This is a genomic window from Pseudomonas sp. GNP012 (assembly GCF_054343835.1).
Genome location: NZ_JBTGUU010000001.1, coordinates 972,868 through 990,528, shown reverse-complemented (window position 1 = coordinate 990,528; position 17,661 = coordinate 972,868). Strand labels below are relative to the sequence as shown.

General features: G+C 58.8%; 13 protein-coding genes. 8 read left to right on the top strand and 5 right to left on the bottom strand.

What is annotated here, in order from left to right; genetic code table 11:
- Positions 1-63: 63 nt before the first annotated feature.
- The 5 genes from ACXX83_RS04390 to ACXX83_RS04370 all read left to right on the top strand — a co-directional run bounded on the left by ACXX83_RS04390 (position 64) and on the right by ACXX83_RS04370 (position 9,480).
- On the top strand, positions 64-1,392 hold the full coding sequence (locus tag ACXX83_RS04390; protein WP_015094053.1) for a deoxyguanosinetriphosphate triphosphohydrolase: 1,329 nt from the start codon (positions 64-66) through the stop codon (positions 1,390-1,392).
- Between the two features lie 177 nt (positions 1,393-1,569).
- Positions 1,570-1,962 carry a response regulator gene (locus ACXX83_RS04385; RefSeq protein WP_217837561.1) on the top strand — a complete coding sequence of 131 codons (393 nt, stop codon included), beginning with the start codon at positions 1,570-1,572 and terminating at the stop codon, positions 1,960-1,962.
- A gap of 246 nt (positions 1,963-2,208) precedes the next feature.
- On the top strand, positions 2,209-2,835 hold the full coding sequence (locus ACXX83_RS04380; RefSeq protein WP_007973494.1) for a response regulator transcription factor: 627 nt from the start codon (positions 2,209-2,211) through the stop codon (positions 2,833-2,835).
- Positions 2,836-2,843: 8 nt separating this feature from the next.
- Positions 2,844-6,485 carry a transporter substrate-binding domain-containing protein gene (locus ACXX83_RS04375; RefSeq protein WP_458547641.1) on the top strand — a complete coding sequence of 1,214 codons (3,642 nt, stop codon included), beginning with the start codon at positions 2,844-2,846 and terminating at the stop codon, positions 6,483-6,485.
- A 49-nt stretch (positions 6,486-6,534) separates the two neighbouring features.
- Positions 6,535-9,480, top strand: coding sequence for an HD domain-containing phosphohydrolase (locus ACXX83_RS04370; protein WP_458547640.1), 2,946 nt, complete (start codon positions 6,535-6,537; stop codon positions 9,478-9,480).
- Here ACXX83_RS04370 and msrC read toward each other — a convergent pair whose 3' ends face one another.
- A complete protein-coding gene (msrC, locus tag ACXX83_RS04365) occupies positions 9,481-9,963 on the bottom strand; it encodes a free L-methionine (R)-S-oxide reductase MsrC (RefSeq protein ID WP_095966417.1) in 483 nt (160 codons plus the stop codon). It lies immediately after the preceding gene.
- Positions 9,960-10,850 (bottom strand): ATP-binding protein, encoded by an 891-nt coding sequence (locus ACXX83_RS04360; protein ID WP_007973504.1) that lies wholly within the window; start codon positions 10,848-10,850, stop codon positions 9,960-9,962. The genes msrC and ACXX83_RS04360 overlap by 4 nt, the downstream gene beginning before the upstream one ends.
- 165 nt (positions 10,851-11,015) lie before the next feature.
- Here ACXX83_RS04360 and ACXX83_RS04355 point away from each other — a divergent pair, with 165 nt between their 5' ends.
- Positions 11,016-13,337 carry a hybrid sensor histidine kinase/response regulator gene (locus tag ACXX83_RS04355; RefSeq protein WP_458547639.1) on the top strand — a complete coding sequence of 774 codons (2,322 nt, stop codon included), beginning with the start codon at positions 11,016-11,018 and terminating at the stop codon, positions 13,335-13,337.
- Here the strand turns inward: ACXX83_RS04355 and ACXX83_RS04350 are convergent.
- The 3 genes from ACXX83_RS04350 to msrB all read right to left on the bottom strand — a co-directional run bounded on the left by ACXX83_RS04350 (position 13,321) and on the right by msrB (position 14,855).
- On the bottom strand, positions 13,321-13,782 hold the full coding sequence (locus ACXX83_RS04350; protein ID WP_458547638.1) for a MarR family winged helix-turn-helix transcriptional regulator: 462 nt from the start codon (positions 13,780-13,782) through the stop codon (positions 13,321-13,323). The two genes, ACXX83_RS04355 and ACXX83_RS04350, sit on opposite strands and share 17 nt — an antisense overlap.
- Positions 13,779-14,264, bottom strand: a complete 486-nt coding sequence (locus tag ACXX83_RS04345) for a glutathione peroxidase (RefSeq protein ID WP_008002671.1) — start codon at positions 14,262-14,264, stop codon at positions 13,779-13,781. The genes ACXX83_RS04350 and ACXX83_RS04345 overlap by 4 nt, the downstream gene beginning before the upstream one ends.
- A 195-nt stretch (positions 14,265-14,459) precedes the next feature.
- Positions 14,460-14,855, bottom strand: coding sequence for a peptide-methionine (R)-S-oxide reductase MsrB (gene msrB / locus ACXX83_RS04340; protein WP_217837556.1), 396 nt, complete (start codon positions 14,853-14,855; stop codon positions 14,460-14,462).
- 226 nt (positions 14,856-15,081) lie between these two features.
- On the opposite strand from msrB, the gene ACXX83_RS04335 reads away from it, so the two are divergent.
- Both ACXX83_RS04335 and htpX read left to right on the top strand, forming a co-directional pair.
- Positions 15,082-16,293 carry a pyridoxal phosphate-dependent aminotransferase gene (locus ACXX83_RS04335; protein WP_007973513.1) on the top strand — a complete coding sequence of 404 codons (1,212 nt, stop codon included), beginning with the start codon at positions 15,082-15,084 and terminating at the stop codon, positions 16,291-16,293.
- A gap of 317 nt (positions 16,294-16,610) precedes the next feature.
- Positions 16,611-17,501: a protease HtpX gene (gene htpX, locus ACXX83_RS04330; protein WP_007973520.1), complete on the top strand. Its 891-nt coding sequence runs from the start codon at positions 16,611-16,613 to the stop codon at positions 17,499-17,501.
- Positions 17,502-17,661 lie beyond the last annotated feature (160 nt).

The window sequence follows — 17,661 nt, the reverse complement described above, 5'->3', positions numbered from 1 at the left end:
GCTTGCAGGTCATGACGCGAAACGGGAAGCTAGGCCATCAGTCACCTGACGGAGAGTCCCGCCTTGGATTGGCACACCCTGCTTACCCGCGAACGCCTCGGAAAGCCTCTGCACAGCCCTGAAGAACTTGGCCGCAGCCCTTTTCACAAAGACCACGACCGCATCATTTTCTCGGGGGCTTTCCGCCGCCTCGGGCGCAAGACCCAGGTCCATCCGGTGTCCAGCAATGATCACATTCATACGCGCCTGACCCACTCGCTGGAAGTCAGTTGCGTGGGGCGCTCGCTGGGCATGCGGGTCGGCGAAACCATCCGCAACGCCCTGCCCGACTGGTGCGAACCCAGCGACCTGGGGATGGTGGTGCAATCGGCCTGCCTGGCGCACGACATCGGCAACCCGCCTTTCGGCCATTCCGGTGAAGACGCGATCCGTCACTGGTTCCAGCAAGCCGCCGGCCGTGGCTGGCTGGATGCGATGAGTGAAGCCGAGCGCAATGACTTCCTGAACTTCGAAGGCAACGCCCAGGGCTTTCGGGTACTCACTCAACTGGAGTATCACCAGTTCGACGGCGGCACCCGACTGACCTATGCAACCCTGGGCACCTACCTGAAGTATCCATGGACGGCCAGGCACGCCGATTCGCTGGGCTACAAGAAACACAAGTTCGGCTGTTATCAGAGCGAGCTGCCGCTATTGGAGCAGATCGCCCATAAACTCGGCCTGCCACAACTTGAGGAACAACGCTGGGCGCGGCATCCGCTGGTGTACCTGATGGAGGCCGCCGACGACATCTGCTATGCGCTGATCGACCTGGAAGACGGTCTGGAAATGGAATTGCTGGAGTACGCCGAAGTCGAGTCCCTGCTGCTGGACCTGGTGGGCGACGACTTGCCGGAGACCTACCGCCAGCTCGGTCCCGGCGATTCGCGCCGACGCAAACTGGCAATCCTGCGCGGCAAGGCCATCGAACACTTGACCAATGCCGCGGCCCGCGCCTTCGTCGAGCAACAGCACGCACTGCTGGCCGGCACATTGCCCGGCGACCTGGTGGAGCACATGCACGGGCCCGCCAAGCGTTGCGTGTTGAACGCCAAGGACATGGCCCGCAAGAAAATATTCCAGGACAAGCGCAAGACCCTGCACGAGATCGGCGCCTACACCACCCTGGAAATTCTCCTCAATGCCTTTTGCGGCGCAGCACTGGAGCAGCACAACGGCCGGACCCCGTCATTCAAGAGTCGCCGCATCCTTGATCTGCTGGGTAACAATGCACCCGATCCTCACGGCCCGTTGCACACGTCGTTTTTGCGCATGATTGATTTCATCGCCGGCATGACCGACAGCTATGCCAGTGACATGGCCCTGGAAATGACCGGACGTGCCAGCCACTGAGGTGCTTCGTTTGATCAGCCATTACGGCGTTCGTTTTGGCTGATCCCCCCCTCAACCTCCAACAGCACTCAAGTCTCGTCGAATCGCCCTACAACACATGGCGAGCGAACTGATCGCCTGTCCGACACTCTCGCGAAACAATCGCCCTCCCTCTGTTCGACAGATGAAATGTGCACCATGGCCGAAGACGATCTACGCATCCTCGTGGTGGAAGACCACCCCTTCCAACTGATAGCCACTCAATGCCTGCTGGAAAGTTATGGCTTCACCCGCCTGACTACCGCCGACAGCGCCAGAAGCGCCATGCAGCAGATGCTCGGGGTCGACCAGCCATTCGACATCCTTTTATGCGATCAATGCCTGCCCGATCTGACCGGACTCGATCTGGTCCGGTTCGCCAGTCAGCGAGGGCTGATCAGACAGGCGATCATGCTGAGCAGCCTGACGACGTCTGAACTGGATGAACTTGTAAAAACGGCCACTGAACACGGGCTGCCATTATTGGGCTACATGATAAAACCATTGAAACAATCTGAATTTAGAGACCTGTTGACCTTGGCACCAACATAAACAAAAAGCACATATAAGAACCGACAAATACACAGCGTAAAACCTACAAACAACTTCCAAAAAAAATCCACCAGACCGCCAAATTCCCCAGACTTCCTAATAAGAAACCTAGTTAATACGTAGTCCTATTCCTTTTAATTTGTAGGATTCCTCCTATATTGCTGCTACAGCCCGGTCCGTTCATGCGTCCCTTCAAGCATCTGAGCTAAGGTGCGCGCTTTATTTGAGCTCGCATGGGACTTGATTATGAACTCCGTTTTTATTGTCGACGATCACCCGGTTATCCGCCTTGCCGTTCGAATGCTTCTGGAACACGAAGGTTACAAAGTCGTCGGCGAAACTGACAATGGGGTCGACGCCATGCAGATGGTTCGCGAATGCATGCCGGACCTGGTCATTCTCGATATCAGCATTCCAAAACTGGATGGCCTGGAAGTGCTGTCCCGGTTCAACGCAATGAGTAATCCACCTAAAACACTGGTACTGACCGCACAATGCCCGACACTCTTCGGTATTCGTTGCATGCAATCCGGAGCCTCGGGTTATGTTTGCAAACAAGAGGACATCAGTGAATTGGTGAGTTCCATAAAAGCAGTATTTTCAGGTTACAACTATTTCCCGAGTGAAGCCTTGAACCCCATCCACGGAGATGAAACACGCTGCATCGAATTGGAACTGTTCAAGTCCGTAAACGACCGGGAACTGATGGTCCTGCAACTTTTTGCCCAAGGTCGCACAAACAAGGAAATTGCCAAGGGCATGTTTCTGAGCAACAAGACCGTGAGTACCTACAAAAAGCGCCTCATGCAGAAACTCAAAGCCAAATCCCTGGTTGAACTGATCGAGATGGCAAAACGTAACGCACTCGTGTGAGAACCTGGATGCCCAGCCGTTTGAAGGTCTATCTGATTCAAGTGACCGCAGGTCTATGCGTGAGCACCTCGTTGTTCGGAGCACCGGGCAATGAATTCTACACGCTGCTCAGTCGCGCGAAGGTCGGGGCGCTGGAGATTCGACTGGATGAATCCCAGCAACAATGGATAAACAACAAAAATCAACTGACGCTCGGCACGTCAGCCCCGGACTACCCCCCTTTCGACCTGACCACCAGTGGTCAGGACTATGAAGGCTTTACCGCCGATTACGCTGGCCTTCTGGAAAAAGCAACCGGTTTGCCGGTCAAGGTTCAGCGTTTCGAATCCCGAGGGGCCGCGATCGCTGCGCTGCAGAACGGCGATGTCGATCTGCTTGGCAGCGCCAATGGATTCGAAGCTGGAATTGCCGGGATTGCCCTGTCCATACCCTATGCCGTCGACCAACCCGTATTGGTGACCCGCGAAGGGGAAACCCGATCCCTCACCGATGGCCTGGCCGGATTGCGCCTGAGCATGGTGTATCACTATTTACCGCTGGCGGAAGTCAAGGCGTTGTACCCAAAGGCGATCATCACGTCCTATCCGTCCTACCAGAATGCGATCAATGCCGTTGCCTTCGATCAGGCGGATGTGTTTCTCGGGGACACGATTTCAACTCACTACATGATCAACAAGGGGTACTTGAACAACATCCGGATGGCCAACTTCGGCAAACATGAAGCCCATGGCTTCAGCTTTGCCGTCAACAGGAACAACCCCGAGCTGCTCGGCATCATCAACGCGATGATCAAGGCCATTCCCTCCAGTGAGCGAGAAAACATCGCCAAACGCTGGAGCGCCGGCAGCGACATTCTGCTGACCGATCAAAAGCTGCAACTCACTGACCGGGAAGAACGCTGGCTGGCACATCACCCGGCAGTGCGCGTCGTCGTCAACGAAGCCTATGCGCCACTGACGTTTTTCGATAGCAATGACAACTTTCGCGGGATCAGCGCGGATTTGCTTGAGCTGATCAGGCTGCGCACCGGCTTGCGCTTTGACATCCAGCGCAGTCGAAACGATGACGAGATGATCGAACTGATCAAAAACAACCAGGCCGATGTGATCGCCGCATTGCTCCCCAGCGCCAAACGTCAAACCCAACTTAACTTTACCCGCCCCTTCCTGGAAAACTCCTACGTCCTGCTGACGCGCAAAGCCGCCGACAGCCCGACCAACCTCGAGCAGTTGCAGGACAAGCGCCTGGCCATTGCCCGCGGCAATCCACTCATGGATTACCTGCGCACGGAATTTCCCCGGATCAGGTTGATCGAAGCTCCAGATACCTTCAGCGCCGTAGAGTTACTCGACGAAGGTCAGGCCGAGGGCGCGGTGAACTCGCTGGTCATTGCCAATTACTTCATTTCGTCGCGGCTGTTCGAACACACCTTGCAAATCAGCACCACCATTGGCACCGAGCAGGCAGCGTTCTCGCTGGCCACTGCACGGGATGCCAAAGAGCTGAACGCCATTCTGAACAAGGCGCTGCTGAGCATCTCGCCGGAGGAGCTGGGCATCATCAACAGTCGCTGGCGCGGCTATTCGGCGTCCTCGCAAAGCACCTGGCGCAACTATCAAAGACTGTTCTACCAAATCGTCATTGGTGCCGGTGCGCTATTGCTGATTTCCATTGCGTGGAACGACTACATGCGACGCCAGATCAAGCAGCGCAAGGCCGCCGAGCGTGCATTGAACGATCAGTTCGAGTTCATGCGATCGCTGGTCAATGGCACGCCCCATCCTATCTACGTACGTGATCGGCAGGGATTGCTGCAAAGTTGCAACGACAGTTACCTGCAAGCGTTCTGCGCCAGGCGCGAAGATGTCATCGGCAAAAGCGTCATGCAGGGGGCGATGAGCAATGTGTTCGAAGCCCGGGAGTACCAGGCTGACTATCAGCGCGTGGTGACCGAGGGCAGACCGTTGATCGTCGATCGCGAACTGCACATTGGTGGCCGGCGGCTGACGATCTATCACTGGATTCTTCCCTACCGCGATTCCAGCGCGACAGTGCAAGGCATTATCGGTGGCTGGATCGACATCAGCGAACGCCGGCAACTGCTCGATGATCTGCGTTGCGCAAAAGAACACGCCGATAACGCCAACCGGGCCAAAAGCACGTTTCTGGCCACGATGAGCCATGAGATCCGCACGCCGATGAATGCAATCATCGGCATGCTTGAACTGACACTCAAGCGTCTTGATCATCGGCACCCGGAGCGTCCGGCCATCGATGTCGCGTACAACTCGGCGAAAGGCTTGCTGGAACTGATTGGCGACATCCTCGACATTGCCAGAATCGAATCCGGGCGCTTGAGCCTTAGCCCGGAGCGCGTCAATCCGGGTGAACTCGTGGCCTCGGTCGTACGGATTTTCGATGGCCTTGCCCGACAGAAGGAACTCGAACTGAAGCTGGAGTTTTCTTCGGCCAACCCGACCTTCGATGTGTTGCTGGACCCTTTGCGCTTCAAGCAGGTGCTGTCCAACCTGATCAGCAATGCCATCAAGTTTACCGAGCAAGGCCAGGTCCGGGTCATTGTCGACCTGCACCCGGCAATGCAGCCTGATCGTGTGCAAATGCGGCTGCAGGTTCACGACAGTGGTATCGGGATCAGCGAACAGGATCAATACCGGCTGTTCGAGCCCTTCGCCCAAGCCGACAACGCCACTCAATCGGCCAGTGGGGGCGCAGGGCTGGGGCTGGTCATCAGCCGCAATCTCTGCGAGATGATGGGCGGCAGTCTGCAACTGCGCAGCGAGCCGGGTGTCGGCACTCAAGTGGAGGTATTGCTGCACCTGGAAACGTTACCGCTGCAACAATCTGCCCAGGTGGCCGAGACGCAAATTGTCGTCGCCACAACCCCATTGGATGTTCTGGTCGTCGACGATCATTCGGCCAATCGCTTGCTCACCTGCCAGCAACTGGAGTTTCTAGGCCATCGATTTACCGTCGCGGCCGATGGCCGGGAGGGATTGGAGGCATGGAAAGACCAACCGTTTGATCTGGTGATCGCCGATTGCAACATGCCGGTCATGAACGGTTACGAGCTGGCCCGTGCCATTCGCCAGCACGAAAGACAAAACCATCGCCCTCCCTGCACCGTGCTCGGTTTTACCGCCAACGCCCAACCGGAAGAAATACAACGCTGCAAACAGGCCGGGATGGATGACTGCCTGTTCAAACCCTTGAGCCTCGGTGCCTTGAGCCAGTGGATGGAAAACATTGAGCCGACCCATGCAACCCCGGCGTTCAGCCTGCACGGGTTGAAACTGCTGACCGGGGGCAACCCGATTTTGAACCGCAGATTGCTCAACGAGTTGGTCAACAGCAACCGCCAGGATCTGCAAACGCTGCTGTCGCTATCCAGCTCCGGGGATACGCAGGCGCTGCAAGACATTGCCCACAAAATCAAAGGCGCAGCCCGGATAGTGCAAGCCTCCCCCCTGATCGACCGTTGCGAGGCGCTCGAAGCCGCCTGCCATGAGGATTTCAATCGCGAAGAAGTGGCCGGATGCTGCAAATCCATGGAACGCACCATGCTTGAGCTGGAGGAGGCGTTACTACGTCAGATCAAGCATTACGACGAAGGCGCAATGACAGAGCCTTAACTATGCTTGGACCCTCAGCAGGGTGTTGACCCTCATGGAGAAACCCGCAATGCCTGACCCACTGCGCACGGATCCACGACGGTTTCCACTGCATGTCCATATCAGCGTGATGTTCACCTTTCTGTTGTTGCTGACCGGAGTGCTGCTGGGGCTTTTCAACTACCGGCAAACGACCCAGATCATACTGTCGAGCAGTGAAAAGCTCTTCAACCGTATCGAGCAGGATGTTCGGCTGGACCTGCACGCAACCTATGAACCCATTCGCCACCTGTTGAGCCTGCTGGCACTCAATCCGGCGGGCCAGTCCACTGATCTGGAACACCGCCTGGCACTGCTCGAACCGTTCAGCCAGTCACTCGAGGACAACCCCAATCTGGCGTCGCTGTACCTGGGATACGACAACGGCGACTTTTTCATGGTCCGCCCGCTGCGTACTCCGCAGGTCAAAGCGCTGGTCAAGGCCCCGGACACGGCGGTTTACCAGGTCTGGAGCATTGAGCACGACAGCAGCGGCCTGGCTCGTTCCCAGTCTTTGTTTTTTGACCGGAACCTGGCACTCGTCAGCCGCCAGGACAACCTGAACGACACCTACGACCCTCGCAGCCGTGCCTGGTTTACCAGCGCCCGTAGCAACAATGACCAGATCACGACCGAACCCTATATCTTTTTTTCCACCCATGACATTGGCACGACGCTCGCGCGACGCAGTGGCGACAAGGCAATCATGGCCGCCGACCTGACCCTGGCCGAACTCAGCGCGACCCTGGCCAAGCACGTCGTGACCCCCCATACCGAAATCGTGCTGTTCGATGCCGAAGGCAATGCCATTGCCTACCCCGACAGCCGCAGGCTGATCATCGATGATCAGACATCGCGCCTGATCAAGGCTGCGGACCTGAGCCCCAGCCTGGGTGCGCTGCTCAACAACCCCTCCCAAGGCAGTCGCCTGGATGCCAACGGCCGGCAGTGGATCGTGGCCCGCAGCAGCATGCAGGAAGGCGGCCCCCAAGGCCTGCAACTGGCGCTGCTGGTACCGGAAGACGAGTTGCTCGTCGATGCTTTCCGGATGCGCTGGCAAGGTGCGCTCATTACCCTGGCAACGCTGCTGTTATGCGTGCCGCTGGGTTGGCTGACCTCCAGAGTCCTGGTCAAACCCTTGCGTGCGCTGGTGCAGGAAGCCGATGCGATTCGCAGTTTCGATTTCAATTTTCCGCTTTCCCGTCGCTCGCCGGTGCTCGAAGTCGACCAACTGAGCGTGTCGATGGCACGGATGAAAGACACGCTGGCGAGCTTCTTCCAGATCACTGACAGCCTCAGCGCCGAAACCCGTTTCGCCCCGCTGCTGGAACGCGTGTTGTTTGAAACCGTGAAAATCGGTCAGGCCCAGGCCGGCCTGATCTATCTGCGCGAAGGTGATGGCGGGTACATGGAACCCCACGGACTGGTCATCAATGACACCACCGAAAACCTGCAATCTTTCAACATCCGCGGACACTCACTGGAAAACCCGCAAAGCCCCCCATGGCTGCAGCAACTGGCAAACGTCGACAACGTCGTCAGTAACCTGGGGTTCGAGCAAGCGGGCGATCTGCAGAAAGTCTTGCTCGCGCTGGAAAGCCCGCGAGTCCATCTGATCGGAATCCGCCTGCACAATCGTCACAACGAAACCGTGGGCCTGCTGGTGTTGCTATTGGCCGACAGCGGCGAGCACAGCGATCTGGACAAACTGCGACCGGACCGCATTGCGTTTCTCCAGGCGGTGTCCGGCGCGGCGGCCGTGTGTATTGAAAGCCAGCGCCTGCAGGCCCGGCAAAAACAGCTGCTGGACGCCTTCATTCAACTGCTGGCCGGTGCCATCGACGCCAAAAGTCCCTATACCGGCGGCCATTGCCAGCGCGTGCCGGAACTGACCCTGATGCTTGCCCGCGCGGCGGCGGCAAGCCAGGACCCCGCCTTCAGCGCCTATCGGCCAACCGACGATGAATGGGAGGCACTGCACATCGCTGCCTGGCTGCACGATTGCGGCAAGATCACCACGCCGGAATACGTCGTCGACAAAGCCACGAAGCTGGAAACCCTGACCGATCGCATCCACGAAATCCGCACCCGCTTCGAGGTACTCAAGCGTGATGCCTGGATCAGCTACTGGCAGGCCATTGCCCTGGGCGGTGACGAGCAAGCGCTGGCAGAACTGCGTGATGCCAGCCTGGCCGGGCTGGATGATGATTTCGCCTTCATTGCCCATTGCAATCTGGGTGGCGAAGCCATGGCCGACGCTGATCTGCAACGCCTGCGCAGCGTGGCTGAACGCACCTGGACCCGGACCCTGGATGACCGGCTGGGCGTGTCCTGGGAAGAGAACCGGCGCCAGTCCAGAACGCCCGCCCCCACCCTGCCCGTCAGCGAACCCTTACTGGCGGACAAGCCCGAGCACCTGTTCGAACGCAGCGAAAACGAAGTGATACCGCAAGACAATCCCCTGGGTTTCAAACTCGACGTTCCGCCCCACAAATACAATCGGGGTGAGCTGTACAACCTGAGCATTGTCCGGGGCACCCTGACGAGCGAGGAGCGTTATGTCATCAATAACCACATCGTCCAGACGATTCTGATGCTCAACCATCTGCCGTTCCCCGGACACCTGCGCAGCGTCGCGGAAATAGCCGGCGGGCATCACGAAAAAATGGACGGCAGTGGTTATCCGAAACGCTTGAAACGAGAAGACATGAGCCTGCCGGCGCGAATGATGGCGATTGCCGATATTTTCGAAGCGCTGACGGCCGCCGACCGCCCTTACAAAAAAGCCAAGACCCTGAGCGAGGCGCTGGGCATCATGGCGTTCATGTGCCGTGATGCACACATCGACCCGGAACTGTTCGGGCTGTTCATCAGGGCACAGATCTATTTGCAGTACGCCAGGCGCTTCCTCGAACCTGCGCAGATCGATGCGGTGGACGCATCGGACCTGCTGGCCAAGGCCGGTCTGGCGTCTTGATCAGCAGTCGGTCAGACGCAGGAAAATCGCCGCCAGTTGTTCGATACCGGCCTGGTCCTGCGGGGTGAACCGTGCCAGTTTCGGGCTGTCGAGGTCGAGCACGCCGATCAATCGGCCGTCCTTGACCAGCGGCACTACCAGTTCGCTGTTCGAGGCGCTGTCACAGGCAATGTGACCGGGGAACGCGTGCACATCTTCGACCAACTGGGTCTGCAAGGTAGCGGCTGCCGTTCCGCAGACACCACGTCCGAACGGAATCCGCACGCAAGCGATCTGCCCCTGAAACGGGCCCAGCACCAGCTCCTCATTGCGGTTGAGGTAGAAACCGGCCCAGTTCAGGTCATCGAGCTGATTGAACAGAAACGCCGAGAACTGCGCGGCATTGGCGATGAAATCCCGCTCGTCCGCCAGCAAGGACTCAAGCTGCGCGTGCAGCATGCCGTAGCCTTCGAGGCCCTGGCCACTCTTTTGTAAATCGATCATGCCTTGTGCTCCAACAGTTTCAGCCCGACCCAGTAACGGGCAAATTGATAAGCGCAACGTCCATTGCGATTGCCTCGGCCTGTGGCCCAGCGTACCGCCAGGATGTCCAGCTCTTCGCTGCGCTGCCATGCCAGCCCGGCTTTGCCGGCCAACTGGCCGATCCAGTGTTCGACGACATTGAGGAAGTGTTCCTGGGTAAACGGATAGAACGAAAGCCACAGGCCGAAGCGGTCCGACAGCGCGATCTTGTCTTCCACCGCCTCGCTCGGATGCAGTTCTCCGTCGACCCGCTTCCAGTTCTCGTTGTCGCTTTCCTTTTCCGGCACCAGGTGGCGACGGTTCGACGTGGCGTACAGCAAGACGTTGTCCGGCGCCTGTTCCAGCGAGCCATCGAGTACGCTTTTGAGCACTCGGTAATCGCCCTCGCCCGACTCGAACGAGAGGTCATCGCAAAACAGCACGAAACGCTGGGGCAGTTTGCCGATCTGTTCGACCACTCGCGGCAGGTCTGCCAGGTGATCGCGTTCAATCTCGATCAGACGCAAACCGGCTTGAGCGTGCTCGGCCAACAAGGCGCGCACCAGCGAAGACTTGCCGGTGCCGCGCGAGCCCCAGAGCAAGGCGTGGTTGGCGGGCATGCCATCGAGGAACTGTTGGGTGTTGCGCCCAAGCTGCTCAACTTGCCGGTCGACGCCGATCAGGTCCGACAGGCGCATGTCGAGGCTGACCTGCAGCGGCATCAGATAACCGCCGCGAGACTCACGCTGCCAGCGCGCGGCCAGGCATTGCGTCCAGTCGATGGCTGGCCGGGGTGCCGGCAGCAACGGCTCGATACGCGCCAGAACGGCATCGGCGCGTTCAAGAAAAGCATTCAATCGGGAATCCACGACTTCTCCTCGGGCACGTTCACAGTAATGATGGTGATACAGCGACCAAACACAGCGTCACACAAGCGGCTGCCCCCGCAGTACAGACCTCGCGAGAACATCAACAGGCAGGCATGATCGACTATGCTTGAGCAGCGAAAGGAAACGGAAGTGGTTCACCCCCCCATGGACATCAAATTCACCAACCGGCTGTCATTCAAGCAAGCCCGGCTTACCGTGCTGGTCGGTTTCATTCTGGGCACGCTGCTCAGCCTGCTGCAAATAGGCATCGATTATGCCAGTGAAGACGCCTCCATCAATCGTGAAATCCTTTCATTACTGGAAATCAGCCACAACCCGGCCTCGCGAATCGCCTACAACATCGACGCCGAACTCGCCAAGGAACTCACCCAGGGCCTGCTGCGCTCGCCGGCGATCATCGGCGCGAAACTGACCGACAACAACGGCACCGTGCTGGCGAACTCCAAGCGACCCGAGGTGCAAAACGGCTACCGGATGTTCAGTGACTTCCTGTTCGGTGCCAGCCGACAGTTCGAAGACCGGCTTTACCTGGATAATTTACCCAACGAATCCCTGGGTACGCTGCGGCTGAAGGTCGATACCTACGCCTTCGGCAACCGGTTCCTGCGCCGGGCCGAAGTGACCCTGATCAATGGCTTCGCCCGCAGCCTGCTGCTGTCCGGCATCCTGCTGGCGCTGTTCTATGTGATGCTGACCAAACCCCTGGTGCGGGTGATCCGTGAACTCAGCGGTCGCGACCCGGGCAACACCGAACCGACGTCGCTGGAGTGTCCCGCCGGGCACGCCAACGATGAGATTGGTGTACTGGTCAAGGTTGCCAACCAGCAATTCAAAAACATCGCCACCGAAATCCGGCAGCGGCGCAACGCGGAAAACCGCCTGACCGAATATCTTGGCCAACTGGAAAACATCGTCTCGGCCCGCACCGCCGAACTCAAAGCGATCAACGCCCGGCTGAGCCAATCCAACGAGGAACTGGAAGCCGCACGCAGTACCGCCCTCGACATGGCCGAAGCCCGCTCGGTGTTCCTGGCCAACATGAGCCATGAAATACGCACGCCTCTCAATGGCTTGCTCGGCATGATCGCGCTGTCCCTGGACGGACCGCTGAATGCCGAACAACAGCAACAGCTGTCGATCGCCCATGACTCGGGCAAGGTACTGGTGGAACTGCTCAACGATATCCTCGATTTGTCGAAGTTCGATGCCGGTCAACTCGAACTCGAACACATCCCCTTCGACCTCGGCTCACTGATCGAGGATACCGCCAACCTGTTGTCGCAGAACGCCGCCCCCAGCGTCGAACTGACCTGCCTGATCGATCCGCATTTCCCGACTCTGGTGCTCGGCGATCCGACCCGGGTGCGGCAGATCGTCAGTAACCTGCTGTCCAACGCCCTCAAGTTCACCCGTTTCGGGCGTGTTGACGTACGCCTGACAACGTTCGGGGACGGCGTCAGAATTGAAGTGTGCGACACCGGCATCGGCATCCCTCAGGAAGCCCAGGCCAGGATCTTCCAGCCTTTCACCCAGGCCGGAGCCGGTATTACCCGCCAATTTGGCGGCACCGGGCTGGGCCTGGCGCTGACCTACAACCTTTGCGAAGCCATGCAAGGGCGCCTGACGATCAGCTCCGAAGCGGGATTTGGCAGTCAGTTCTGCGCGGATCTGCCATTACCCAGCCATACCCGCGCAATGCCTGCTGCCTCGCTCAATGGCAAAGTCGTCGCCATCACGGCCGCCAGCAGCGGGCTGGGCGAACTGTTGAACAGCCTGTTGCCTGGCTGGGGGCTGGACTATGAACGGCGCTCCATGGATGACTCACTGCTTGGCCTGGCAGCCGACGTGCTCATCACCGACTGCCCCGAATGCCTGTTCAGTTTGCGCCCAGCCCTCAGTGCACCGATCCTGTTGATCACCGCGTATGGCAATTTCATGCCCAGCGAAGAGGTAAACGCCCTCGCCCCTCTGCAACAACAGGCCCGTCCCCTGGCTCGCAATACGCTGTATCAGAGCTTGCGGCGGATCCTGCAGCCACAACCCCAGCCGATCAACGATGTCCGGCTCGAAACGCAATGCCCGCTACGCCGTGGGCGCGTGCTGCTGGTGGAAGACAATCCGGTGAACCAGCTGGTGGCCAAGGGCATGCTCGGCAAGCTCGGCTGCGAGGTCACCACCGCGGCTCATGGTGCCGAGGCTCTGGATCAACTCGAACAACGGGAGTTCGACCTGGTGCTGATGGACTGCAACATGCCGGTGATGGATGGCTATGAAGCCAGCCGGCAAATCCGCCGCAGCGGACGCTGGCCCCAACTGCCCATCGTCGCCCTGACGGCCAACGCCATGTCGGAGGAGCGCGAACGCTGTCGTGCCGCGGGCATGAGCGATTACCTGGCCAAACCCTTCCGGCGCGAAGAACTGGCCGCCCTGCTGGACTTGTGGATCCCCGCTACGACAGCGCCCTGATCTGTCCCAACAGGTGGTCGAGACCATCGCGCAAGTCGTTGAGACGATTCAGGTCGACCCCACTGTCGCACAACAACCGCGCCTTGAGTGGCCCGACCTGATCGCGCAAGGCCGTTCCGGCTGACGACAGGCTCAGGTGCACTTCACGCTCATCGCGCGCCGAACGCTGACGCTGCACCAGATGCATTTGTTCGAGGCGCTTGAGCAAGGGTGTCAGCGTGCCGGAATCCAGGGCCAGACGCTCCCCCAATGCCTTCACGGTCGGTTGCTCGGGGGCGGCTTCCTGCCACTCCCACAGCACCAGCATCGCCAGGTACTGAGGGTAAGTCAGGCCCAACTGATCGAGCATTGGCTTGTACGCGCGAATGACCGCACGGGAAGCGGCGTACAGCTTGAAACACAGCTGGCTGTCGAGCTTCAGGGAATCGACGGACAAGGTGTTCATTTGAGCAGGGCTTCAATCTCGCGGGTCAGGTCCTGCGGCTTGGTCGCCGGGGCGAAGCGCTTGACCAGTTGTCCGTCCTTGCCGATCAGGAACTTGGTGAAGTTCCACTTGATGCCCTGGGAACCCAGCACACCCGGAGCGCGCTTTTTCAACTGCACGAACAAGGGATGGGCGCCGGCGCCGTTGACTTCGATCTTTTTGAACAGCGGGAAGCTGACACCGAAGTTCAGCTCGCAGAATTCGGAGATCGCCCCTTCATTGCCCGGCTCTTGCTTGCCGAACTGGTTGCAGGGAAAACCGAGCACCACCAGGCCCTGGTCCTTGTAGGTCTGCCACAACTCTTCCAGGCCTTTGTATTGCGGAGTGAAACCGCACTTGCTGGCCGTGTTGACCACCAGCACGGCCTTGCCGGCGAAATCCGCCAGGGTCTTTTGCTCTCCCTTGATCGTGGTGCAAGGGATGCTCAGCAGGTTGTCGCTCATGATGAAAGCTCCGGATTCGGGAAGATGAGACAAACATAGCGAGCAATTGAATTGTGTGCAATTTAAATTATCGAACGCCAATCCACTGTAGGAGCGAGCTCGCTCGCGATGGTCGTCAACGATAACGCGGGAAGCCTGGTGCTCCGAGTTGCTCTCTGGTCCATCGCGAGCAAGCTCGCTCCTACAGGGCTCGCATTACTCGCGGGGCACCAGGTCCAGGCACACCGAGTTGATGCAATAACGCAGGCCGGTCGGCGGTGGGCCATCAGGGAAAACATGCCCCAGGTGCGCGTCGCATTTGGCGCAGACCACTTCGGTGCGGATCATGCCGTGGCTGACATCACGAATCTCGGTCATGGCGCTGTCGCCGATCGGCGCGTAGAAACTCGGCCAGCCGCAGCCGGAATCGAATTTGGTCCTGGAGTCGAACAGCGGTTCGCTACAGCAGATGCAGCGGTAGACACCGTCGGTTTTGGTGGCGTTGTATTTACCGGAAAACGGACGTTCGGTGCCTTTGAGGCGGCACACGTTGTACTGCTCTGGATCGAGCATCGCCTTCCATTCTTCCAGGGTTTTTTCCAACTTTTCCATCATCACACCTCAGCGGCTGAAAAAGCCCGATCTGTACCTTTTCCACGGATCGGGCGGCACGTATGATTGCGCCTCGTCAAACGCCAGTCTGGCAGCCAGACCACGCGCATTCAAACGGAAATATGGGTGCTGCATTTCAAGGCGTCAGGCCTGTGTGAATACGCAGGATTCCCAGCACGGCTGTCCAAGCGCCGTCTGGATCGTTCATTTTCGGGAACACATCGCCATGCAGGTCAGCAAATCGAACAAGCTCGCCAACGTCTGCTACGACATTCGCGGCCCGGTGCTCAAGCACGCCAAGCGCCTGGAAGAGGAAGGCCATCGCATCCTCAAGCTGAACATCGGCAACCCGGCGCCTTTTGGTTTCGAAGCGCCGGATGAAATCCTCCAGGACGTGATCCGCAACCTGCCGACCGCCCAGGGCTATAGCGACTCCAAGGGCCTCTTCAGTGCGCGCAAGGCCGTGATGCAGTATTACCAGCAAAAGCAGGTAGAAGGCGTCGGCATTGAAGACATCTACCTGGGCAATGGCGTTTCCGAACTGATCGTGATGTCGATGCAGGCCCTGCTCAACAATGGCGACGAAGTGCTGGTGCCTGCGCCTGACTACCCGCTATGGACCGCCGCCGTGAGCCTGTCCGGCGGCAATCCGGTGCATTACCTGTGCGACGAGCAAGCCAACTGGTGGCCGGACCTGGCCGACATCAAGGCCAAGATCACCCCGAACACCAAGGCCCTGGTGATCATCAACCCGAACAACCCGACCGGCGCCGTGTATTCGAAGGAAGTGCTGCTGGGCATGCTGGAACTGGCCCGCCAGCACAACCTGGTGGTGTTCTCCGACGAAATTTACGACAAGATCCTCTACGACGATGCCGTGCACATCTGCACCGCCTCCCTGGCGCCAGACTTGCTCTGCCTGACCTTCAACGGTCTGTCCAAGTCCTATCGCGTGGCCGGTTTCCGTTCCGGCTGGATCGCCATTTCCGGTCCGAAACACCACGCCCAGAGCTATATCGAAGGCATCGACATGCTGGCGAACATGCGCTTGTGCGCCAACGTGCCGAGCCAGCATGCGATCCAGACCGCCCTGGGTGGCTACCAGAGCATCAATGACCTGGTGCTGCCGCAAGGTCGCCTGCTCGAACAGCGCAACCGCACCTGGGAGTTGCTCAACGACATTCCGGGCGTGAGCTGCGTCAAGCCGATGGGCGCGCTGTACGCATTCCCGCGCATCGACCCGAAAGTCTGCCCGATCCACAACGACGAGAAATTCGTCCTCGACCTGCTGCTCTCCGAAAAGCTGCTGGTGGTTCAAGGCACCGCATTCAACTGGCCATGGCCAGACCACTTCCGCGTCGTAACCCTGCCACGTGTCGATGACCTGGAGATGGCCATCGGACGCATCGGCGGCTTCCTCAAGTCCTACCGCCAGTAAGTGCCCTCCACCGTGCGACACGCCTGCGCGTCGCACGGTGATTTTCATCCGGCAACATTTGTTTGCATTGCGTCACTGGCAGTCGTTTTGCCCGCTGCCGAACAACGCCGTGCCTGCTCGCGCCTAACAAAGGCGGGGCGTTCGACATGAATTGACTGACAAACACGTCCTGCACTCGCGTCGGAAATGCCCTGCAAGCAGCTAAACTATTGCCGTAGGACACAGTTTGAAATAGTCACCCGGTTGAATACCCCGGTGCAGCACCTTATATACCCCGCAGTACGCTACATCTTTAGCATGAGGAGATTTCTACAACCATGATGCGCATCCTGCTGTTCTTGGCCACTAACCTGGCGGTCGTGCTGATTGCCAGCATCACCCTGAGCCTTTTCGGCTTCAACGGGTTCATGGCGGCCAATGGGGTTGACCTCAACCTCAATCAGCTGCTGATTTTCTGTGCGGTCTTTGGTTTCGCCGGTTCACTGTTCTCGCTGTTCATCTCCAAGTGGATGGCGAAGATGAGCACCAGCACCCAGATCATCACCCAGCCACGCACCCGTCACGAGCAATGGCTGCTGCAAACCGTCGAGCAACTGTCCCGCGAAGCCGGGATCAAGATGCCCGAAGTCGGTATTTTCCCCGCCTACGAGGCGAACGCCTTCGCCACCGGCTGGAACAAGAACGACGCACTGGTCGCCGTGAGCCAGGGCTTGCTCGAGCGCTTTTCGCCCGATGAAGTGAAAGCCGTCCTGGCCCACGAAATCGGCCACGTGGCCAATGGCGACATGGTTACCCTGGCGCTGATCCAGGGCGTGGTGAACACCTTCGTGATGTTCTTCGCCCGGATCATCGGCAATTTCGTCGACAAAGTGATCTTCAAGAACGAAGAAGGCCAGGGCATTGCCTACTACGTGGCGACCATCTTCGCCGAACTGGTTCTGGGCATCCTGGCCAGCGCCATCGTCATGTGGTTCTCGCGCAAGCGCGAATTCCGTGCCGACGAAGCCGGTGCAAACCTGGCCGGCACCGCCGCAATGATTGGCGCCCTGCAGCGTCTGCGGGCGGAACAAGGCCTGCCAGTGCACATGCCCGACACCCTGAACGCCTTCGGCATCAATGGTGGCATCAAGCAAGGGTTCGCTCGCATGTTCATGAGCCACCCGCCACTGGAAGAGCGTATCGACGCCCTGGCTCGTCGCCGCGGCTAATACACTCCACAGCAAAGCAAAAGGCCCGCAGCGATGCGGGCCTTTTTTTGTCTGCTTGAACACTTCGGTGTGTTTCAGGGCCTCTTCGCGAGCAAGCCCGCTCCCACAGTTGACCAGGTTAAACCAAAACCTTATGACTGGCCCAATCCCATGTGGGAGC